Source organism: Streptomyces sp. TAA204, assembly GCF_000424965.1.
This window is the reverse complement of record NZ_AUKW01000019.1, coordinates 153,677-161,324: the sequence shown is the minus strand read 5'-3', so window position 1 is coordinate 161,324 and position 7,648 is coordinate 153,677. Positions and strand designations below refer to the sequence as shown.

Here is a 7,648-nt window from a genome sequence, read left to right as displayed (position 1 = left end):
GCCGCCCCCTCCGGACGAGACGAGAGCTCGGAGCGGGTCTTCTTCAGCCAGGACGCGTGGACTGGTCCCGTGGGCTTGCACCCCGGCCCCGCTGCTCTCCCCGAGGACCGGCGACGACCAACCTCATGTATTCAGCTACGGCAGCGATCTGATGCCCTGACAGAAGAAGGGCGCCTCTCACCTGCGATGATCTGAATTGCCTAGATCAAAACCGTCGCGAGGAAGAGGCACCCAACAGGTGCAGGCTACCGAATGGGATCACCGGCTTGGCGTGAGGGCCGACGGCAAGCGTCTCCTCGGGCACGCGGGGGTGGCACTGCTGAGGAAGGTCGCCGACCGTGTCGGACTCACCCGTGCCCTGGCCGCGGTACTTCCGCGGGGCACCGGGCCGGGGTGGCGGGACCGGGGCGTCGTGCTTGTCCAGCTGGCCGTGCAGGGACAGGTTGCGCAGGCCGGCCGAACGGGCGGCTCTGATGCGGTCCTCGGCCCTGGCCCGCACTCGGTGCCGGAGCTCGAGTGCGCTCCGTCCTCGAACACGAGCCAGGTTCCACGGGCCGCCGCGAGTCTTCCGCGCAGGGCCACACCTCCTTGACCCACCCGGCAACCGCGTCGTCGTTGCGCTCCATTGCGCGTCGGGGTGGGACCTGGCAGGCCAGGCAGGCCCAGCCGTTGCGGATCAGGAGCTTGCGCACGCCCTGGATCGTGTAAGTCAGGTGGAAGCGCCGGCCGATCACGGTCTTGACCCGCGCCAGTGTCCAGCGCTGGCCCTCCCAGCCGTGCGCCCCGAACCAGGCGGGATCGTGCACGCCAATCACGGCACCCAGTTCACCTCCTGGGTCTTCGGGGAAAGAATCCGCTCCGCCGGACTCCTGCCATCGTTCGGCACGGTCGGAGACGGCCTGGACAACGCGATGATGGAGAGCTTCTGGTCCTCGATGCAGATCGAGCTGTTGAACCGCAAACGATGGAAGACCCGGGTCGAGTTGGCGAACGCGATCTTCGAGTACATCGAGGTCTTCCACAACCGCCAGAGACGACACTCAGCACTCGGCTACCGCACCCCCACCGGGTACGAACTACTCTCCGAACAACACACCATCCCGGCCGTCAGTTAGTCACCGAGACTGGAGCCCAAACGGTGGGGCAGGTCAGACTGTCACCAACCCGTGCAGCAGCCCCGCCTGTCCGCGAAGGGCCTGACCCACGGGGAGATATCAGCCCACCTGGCCGAGGTCTACGGCGCCAGTGTGGTCGCGTGTTCCGAGTCGCTCGGGTCGCTGATGAGGAGCCGCTGAGCGAATGCGGCGGTCATGGATTCCTCCTTTCAGAAGTCGAAATCCATGTAGTCGATGTCGTTGATTGCGACGTCCGACAGGCCCAGGGCGCGTCCTCCGCTGTCCTGGAAATAGACGTCTTTGAAGCCTTCGGCGATGATCCCGCGCATTTCCTGGTCGCTGGCGCCGGTGTTGCGGGCGTCGAAGAGACGCTGCGCGTACGTGGCGGGGAGGTGCACGGTCAGTCGCCGGAAGCGGCCGTCGTCGGTCGAGCCGACCGGGGCGGTGTATCCGAAGCGGGCCCTCGTCTCCACGGTGATCCCGCCCGTGGCGGCGGCCTGGTGCTGCCGGCGTTTGCGTACCCGCGGCTGCCAGCGGGCCCGTACCACGTCGTCGATTTTGGCGGCGACGTCGGCGCGGGCGTGCTTGCGGGCGCCGCGCCGGTAGCGGTTGACGCTGTCGGCGGTGACTCCGATCTCGGCCGCGACGGCCCTGGCGCTGCCGAACTGCTTGAGCAGGTAGCCGATCTGGCCCTTCAACGTCTTCGGCGGCTGGCGGGTGAAGGCTTCCCGGTCGGCACGCTCGATGGCGTCCTCGATCTCCCCCACGGTCTACTCCCCTTCGTCCAGGACGGCGTCGCCGCCCTTGATGTGGCGGGCCGGGTTGAGGCTGTGCTCCATCAGGTCGACCGCCCACAGCATCGACTGGACGCCTTCCAGCTTGGCCAGGCCCGGGGTGGGCCCGAGGCGGAAAGCGCCCGGCTGGGCCTTGCCGGATGTGGCGTAGGGCAGGAAGTCCAGCGGGCTGTCGCCGGGGCTCGGGTAGACGACGCAGTCGGAGAGCACGGCGAGGGGGAACAGGCCTGTCATCGCGGCCATGTTGCGCAGTTTGCGGTGCATGTTGACGCGGGCTTTGGAGATGACGGCGGCGCGGATGTCGGGGCGCCAGGTCGGCCGCTGGAGAGCGGGCCACGCTTCGCCCTCTTTGTAGTGCCGCCCCTGCGGGCGCTCGCGGAGCTTGCCGACGCCGCCCTTGACCGTGGCCTTGATGGCTGCGAGGACGGCGGCCATCGCCGGATCGGTCTGCTTGTGCTGCTCCATCGCGTCGAGGAACTGGCGGTCGGTCAGGTCTTTGGTGACGCCGAGGTCGGCGAGGGTGTCGAGATAGGCGGTCTTGAGGCGGTCGTGCCAGGGGTCGAGGTAGGCGCCGGTCTCGCGGCGCAGGTACGCCTCGATCGGGTGGACGTCGTGCCCGAGTTCCTGGGCGTAGGCGACGGTGTGGGTCTGGTACCAGGCCGGGCCCGCCGGGCGGGTGCCGTCCGGTGTGAACGGGCTGGGCAGCCGGGGGTCCAACTCGATGCGGGAGAGGTCCACGTACCAGCTGCCGGGGATCTTCGGGTTGAACTGCGGGGCGTGGAAGTGGTCCGGGGCGCTCAGGCCCACCACGAGGCGGGCCGCGGCGGCGAGGAAGGCGGTGTTGAGGTCCAGGCCGACCGCGAAGGGCAGCGTGCACTCCTCATCGGAGAGTGTGTCCACCGGCCGCACCCACTGGTAGGCCTCTTCGTCCAGGAAGCCGCCGCTCCAGCCGGAGTTGACCACCACGGGGTGCTCCGGTGTGGCCTCCGGTGGCGCCGGGTCCATCGGCTCCGTCCCCAGCGATCCCGGATTGTGGCCCGGCACCCAGTTCCCGGTCGCTTCGTCCCGCACGGCCTTGGTCGGCGGGCGCAGCGCCGTCATCAGCTCCAGGCCCGAGACGGCGGTGGAGCCGCGTGGTGTGATGACCCGGGTCGCGTAGACGCCCAGGACGCGGGCGATGTCGGCCGGCTCCATCTCGGCCACGCCGGGCCAGGACCGCTCATCGAGGGCGTCCCAGGGCAGGATCGCCAGTTGCACGCACTGCCGCTCGCGGCCCTGGGCCTTGCGGTAGATCCGCGCCCAGGGGCCGAACCCGCGCTGCGTCAGCTGCCAGCGGGCCTTGGCGATCTGCTTGAGGACCGGGTGGTCCTCGGGAAGGCGCAGGGAGCGGCGCTGTTCATGGCCCTCGAGGCGCTCGGGCAGTCCGAGCTTCACGGCGGCCGCGGCGGTGAGCACGATCAGCGGGTCGGAGTCCTTGCCGTACCGGTTGAGCTTCGGCGCACCGAGGCGGGACTCCTTGAGGGTCCACTCCACCAGCTCCGGCACCGTGGTGGCCGGGCAGTCCAGCACGATGCCCTCGATGCCGAACGCCGAGCCGTCGCCGTCCAGCACGGCGAGCGGGCCGTGCTGGTAGGGCGCGGTCGCGATGTTCGGTACGACTCGTTTGCGGGCCGGGCGGCGCGACGCCGCGGCCGGACCGGCGGGACGCTCCGGCGCGGCCTGCACGGCCGGGGGATGTGCTGCGGTCCGGCTCCCGGCGGTCTCGTGCGCGCCCGGGCTTGTCACGGTCTGTGATGCCGGAGCGGGCTGCGGCACGGGGGCCGGGGCGGCGGGAGCTGCGTGAGCCGGGTACTTCGCCGCCCATCCCTTCAGCAACCGCTGGTAGGCCTCCAGGCGCGGCTGCTTCGGCTCGGAGCGGCCGTTCTCATAGTTCTTCACCGTCTGCACGGTCGACTTCAGGGCCTGTGCGAGGCGGGCCTGGGTAATGCCGGCAGCCTCACGCAACCGGGCACGCTCCTCCGGGGGCGGGAGCTGAGGCTCCTCCTCCAGCAGCGCGTCAACGTTCGCGAACAGCTCTTCCTCAGATGCCATGAGAGCTCCTTCCGTGCCCTCACTCTAACATTGATTATCCTAATATTTATCCTTCCGTTTAACCATTTTCGAACGCGGACACCGGTCGAGCGTCACCTGCCGGGCTCCATTGCCTATCCCCATGGCACAGCGGCCAGTCTGAGTACACGTCACACAAATCGGGCGTCGTTGCTGTCCGACAGCTTCCCGGACTCGGCAAGAGGCGAGAACCCTTGGCGGACCCCGCTGTGCCCGACGGCGACGCCTTGACGCTGCAGCGCAACCTGACAGGCACCGCCTATGGGGCGGCTTGCTGATCCAGTTGCTGCGGCATCCCGCCGACACCGGTCCCGCCGGGTGGCAGAAGCGGGCATGACCTTCATACCGCCGGACAATGCCGCTGCCGGCGTCAAGGCCACGGGCAGCGTGGCCAGCGCTTAGATCGGACGGCACCGGCCCGTGAGCGTGCCCCGGCTGGACAACGAGGACCGCCCGGAGGCCTACCGGCGACTGCTGGACACCTCCGCCCGCTCGTTCGGTCACGCCTACCAGTTCGCCCCCGGCGAGGCCGGGCGGGCCGCCAACAAGGTGTGCTGGGCCAGCTGCCCAGGCGTGGGAACTCAGCAGCGAACTCACGAGTCCAGTGCAGTCATGTACCGCCGCCACTGTGGTTGAAGACCCCACCAGCGAAGACAGGCACGACCAAACCGACGCCCAACTCCATTACGATGACAACAACATCAGCGAACGCATACGCCGCACCCGCTACCGCAGCCCCCTCACCAAGACACCACCCCGGGCAACGTCCTGACGGCCGCTGCACCCCCACAGGCGTCCGGGCCGGCAGTTGAGCACCGGCCCGGACGACCCTGTTCAGGCCAGGTCGAACCGGTCGAGGTTCATGACCTTCTCCCAAGCCGCGACGAAGTCCCGCACGAACTTCTCACCCGCGTCATCACACGCATACACCTCCGCCAGGGCCCGCAACTCGGAGTTCGAGCCGAAAAGGAGGTCCACACGGCTGCCGGTCCACTTCACCTCACCCGTGACGGTGTCCCTGCCCTCATAGACCTCGGCAGCCTCGGACACCGCCTCCCATTGCGTGCCCATGTCGAGCAGATTCACATAGAAATCGTTGGTCAACGAGCCAGGAGTGGCCGTCAGCACACCGAGTGAAGAACCGTCAAAGTTCGCACCCACCACACGCAGCCCGCCGACGAGCACCGTCATCTCCGGCGCGCTCAGAGTCAGAAGGTTCGCCCGGTCGATGAGGAGATACTCGGCCGGAAGACGGTTGCCCTTCCCGAGGTAATTGCGGAAACCGTCAGCAGCCGGCTCCAAAGCCTCGAAGGACTCCACGTCCGTCTGCTCAGCCGTCGCGTCGGTGCGTCCCGGCGTGAAAGGGACCTCGACGGAGTAGCCGGCCCTCTCGGCGGCCTGCTCGACACCCGCGCAGCCACCCAGAACGATGACATCCGCGAGCGAGACCTCCCCGCCTCCGCCACGGGAGTTGAATGCCTCCCGAACCGTCTCCAGCCTGTCCAGGACACTCGCGAGCCGATCGGGATTATTGACCTCCCAGCGGTTCTGCGGCTCCAGACGGATACGCGCTCCATTGGCCCCACCACGCTTGTCACTGCCCCGGAAGGAGGAGGCGGCCGCCCACGCGGTGGAGACCAGCTCGGAGACCGACAGCCCCGAAGCGAGGATCTCCTCCTTGAGGACGGCAACGTCCCCGGCCCCGATGAGTTCGTGGTCCACGGCGGGGACCGGGTCCTGCCAGATCAGCGTCTCATCCGGCACCTCGGGACCGAGGTAGCGGCTGACCGGCCCCATGTCGCGGTGGGTCAGCTTGAACCACGCACGGGCGAACGCGTCCGCGAAAGCACCGGGGTCGCCCAAGAACCGGCGCGCGATCGGCTCGTAGACCGGATCCATGCGCAGGGAGAGATCGGTCGTGAGCATCGTCGGAGCATGCTTCTTCGCCGGGTCGTGGGCATCGGGGACGGTGCCCGCACCGGCGCCGTCCTTCGGCTGCCACTGGTGTGCCCCGCCGGGACTGGTCGTCAGCTCCCACTCATAGCCGAAGAGGATCTCGAAGAAGCTGTTGTCCCACGTGATCGGGGTATCCGTCCATATACCCTCAAGCCCGCTGGTGATCGCGTCACCGGCCTTGCCGGTGCCATGGCCGCCCTTCCAGCCCAGGCCCTGCAACTCCAGTCCCGCCGCCTCGGGTTCAGGGCCGAGATGGCTGTCAGGAGCCGCACCGTGGGTCTTGCCGAAGGTGTGCCCGCCGGCGATCAGCGCGACGGTCTCCTCGTCGTTCATCGCCATGCGGCCGAACGTCTCCCGGATGTCACGGGCCGCGGCGACCGGATCCGGATTGCCGTTGGGGCCCTCGGGGTTGACGTAGATGAGACCCATCTGAACCGCGGCCAGAGGTACCTCCAGCTCACGGTCACCGCTGTAGCGCTCATCACCCAGCCATGTCGACTCCGGACCCCAGTAGACGTCCTCATCCGGCTCCCAGACGTCCTCACGGCCGCCTGCGAAACCGAACGTCTTCAAACCCATCGACTCCAGCGCCACGTTCCCGGCGAGAATCATCAGATCCGCCCAGGACAGCCTCTGGCCGTACTTCTTCTTCACGGGCCACAACAGCCGGCGGGCCTTGTCCAGGTTCCCGTTGTCCGGCCAGCTGTTCAGCGGCGCGAAGCGCTGCTGCCCCGCGCCGGCGCCACCACGGCCATCACTGATGCGGTAGGTGCCCGCACTGTGCCAGGCCATGCGGATCATGAAAGGGCCGTAGTGGCCGAAGTCGGCCGGCCACCACTCCTGCGAGTCGGTGAGCACCTCCGCGATGTCCCGCTTCACTGCGGGCAGATCCAGAGACTCGAACGCCTCACCGTAGTCGAACTCCTCGCTCATGGGACTGGCCACAGGCGTGTTCTTCGCGAGGATCTTCAGATTGAGACGTTCCGGCCACCAGCCCCGGTTCCCGCCTCCCTGAGTCGGATGCGGAGCACGGCCGTGCACGACCGGACAGCCACCCCCACTCTCCGTACTGGCCTCTTCAACGACGGCATCGTGGTTCTCAGACACAGAAATCCTTCCACACGGATTCAGAGTTGGTCAGAATCTACATACGGCCAAGCAGCCAGGCACAAGCCCTGCCAGGGGACCGGAACCACGCCGCACGCGGAACACGGCCACCGGACGCAGAGAACCGGCCGAAGCAGACCCGCGAACGCTCTCGCAGATCAGTTCCCGGCCCCGGAGCGGCCGGACCGTCCACAAACACTGACAGACCCCGGTGACGGGCCTGCCACCACACGTTCCGGCGCCGCACCCGGCCACACCCAGCCACACCCGCCCCGGCGCGGCCCTCGCCTCCACGGGGTTCGCGGGCAGCCGGAAGTGCGGTGCCACCGGAGCCGCTGCCGCTGACTGCCCCACTGCCAGCGATCCGCTGCGGGACCGGCCGGCTCGGGGCAAACCGCACCACCCCTGCACCAGCCAGGTCCCACACGGCAGTCGTCACAGCCGCACCCTAGTCACCGGCGAGCAGTTTCCGCCGTAGTCGGCCGACGACCGGGGAAGCCACCGTGCAGGGCATCCCTCAGGCGCCGTCCCCGCCCCGCGCCACGCGCAAAGCCTGATATTCGGGTC

The 7,648-nt window shown here is 68.4% G+C and carries 5 protein-coding genes and 3 pseudogenes; 3 read left to right on the top strand and 5 right to left on the bottom strand.

Going from position 1 to position 7,648, the window contains the following annotated elements; translation table 11 throughout:
• Positions 1-430: 430 nt before the first annotated feature.
• Positions 431-646, bottom strand: a pseudogene (locus tag H343_RS36080) (hypothetical protein); the annotation flags it as partial.
• Positions 645-734, bottom strand: a pseudogene (locus H343_RS36075) (helix-turn-helix domain-containing protein); the annotation flags it as partial. The pseudogenes H343_RS36080 and H343_RS36075, both read right to left, overlap by 2 nt.
• A 45-nt stretch (positions 735-779) precedes the next feature.
• On the opposite strand from H343_RS36075, the pseudogene H343_RS36070 reads away from it, so the two are divergent.
• Both H343_RS36070 and H343_RS36065 read left to right on the top strand, forming a co-directional pair.
• Positions 780-1,115 (top strand): annotated as a pseudogene (locus H343_RS36070) (transposase); the annotation flags it as partial.
• Between the two features lie 51 nt (positions 1,116-1,166).
• Positions 1,167-1,295 (top strand): hypothetical protein, encoded by a 129-nt coding sequence (locus tag H343_RS36065; RefSeq protein ID WP_486586990.1) that lies wholly within the window; start codon positions 1,167-1,169, stop codon positions 1,293-1,295.
• Between the two features lie 29 nt (positions 1,296-1,324).
• On the opposite strand, the gene tpg is transcribed toward H343_RS36065, so the two are convergent.
• Both tpg and tap read right to left on the bottom strand, forming a co-directional pair.
• Complete coding sequence (gene tpg / locus H343_RS0121015; RefSeq protein ID WP_028432761.1) at positions 1,325-1,882, bottom strand: telomere-protecting terminal protein Tpg; 558 nt, start codon at positions 1,880-1,882, stop codon at positions 1,325-1,327.
• Positions 1,883-1,885: 3 nt separating this feature from the next.
• Positions 1,886-4,000, bottom strand: a complete 2,115-nt coding sequence (gene tap / locus H343_RS0121010; protein ID WP_028432760.1) for a telomere-associated protein Tap — start codon at positions 3,998-4,000, stop codon at positions 1,886-1,888.
• Positions 4,001-4,438: 438 nt separating this feature from the next.
• Between tap and H343_RS35340 the strand changes: the two genes are divergently transcribed.
• Positions 4,439-4,654, top strand: coding sequence for a hypothetical protein (locus H343_RS35340; RefSeq protein WP_158679589.1), 216 nt, complete (start codon positions 4,439-4,441; stop codon positions 4,652-4,654).
• A gap of 198 nt (positions 4,655-4,852) precedes the next feature.
• Here the strand turns inward: H343_RS35340 and katG are convergent, their stop codons facing one another.
• Positions 4,853-7,081 carry a catalase/peroxidase HPI gene (gene katG / locus H343_RS0121005; RefSeq protein WP_028432759.1) on the bottom strand — a complete coding sequence of 743 codons (2,229 nt, stop codon included), beginning with the start codon at positions 7,079-7,081 and terminating at the stop codon, positions 4,853-4,855.
• Between the last annotated feature and the right edge of the window lie 567 nt (positions 7,082-7,648).

What these genes read in the sequence shown, in the direction of transcription:
- tap (WP_028432760.1), bottom strand. Translation starts at nt 4,000, where the DNA reads ATGGCATCTGAGGAAGAGCTGTTCGCGAACGTTGACGCGCTGCTGGAG.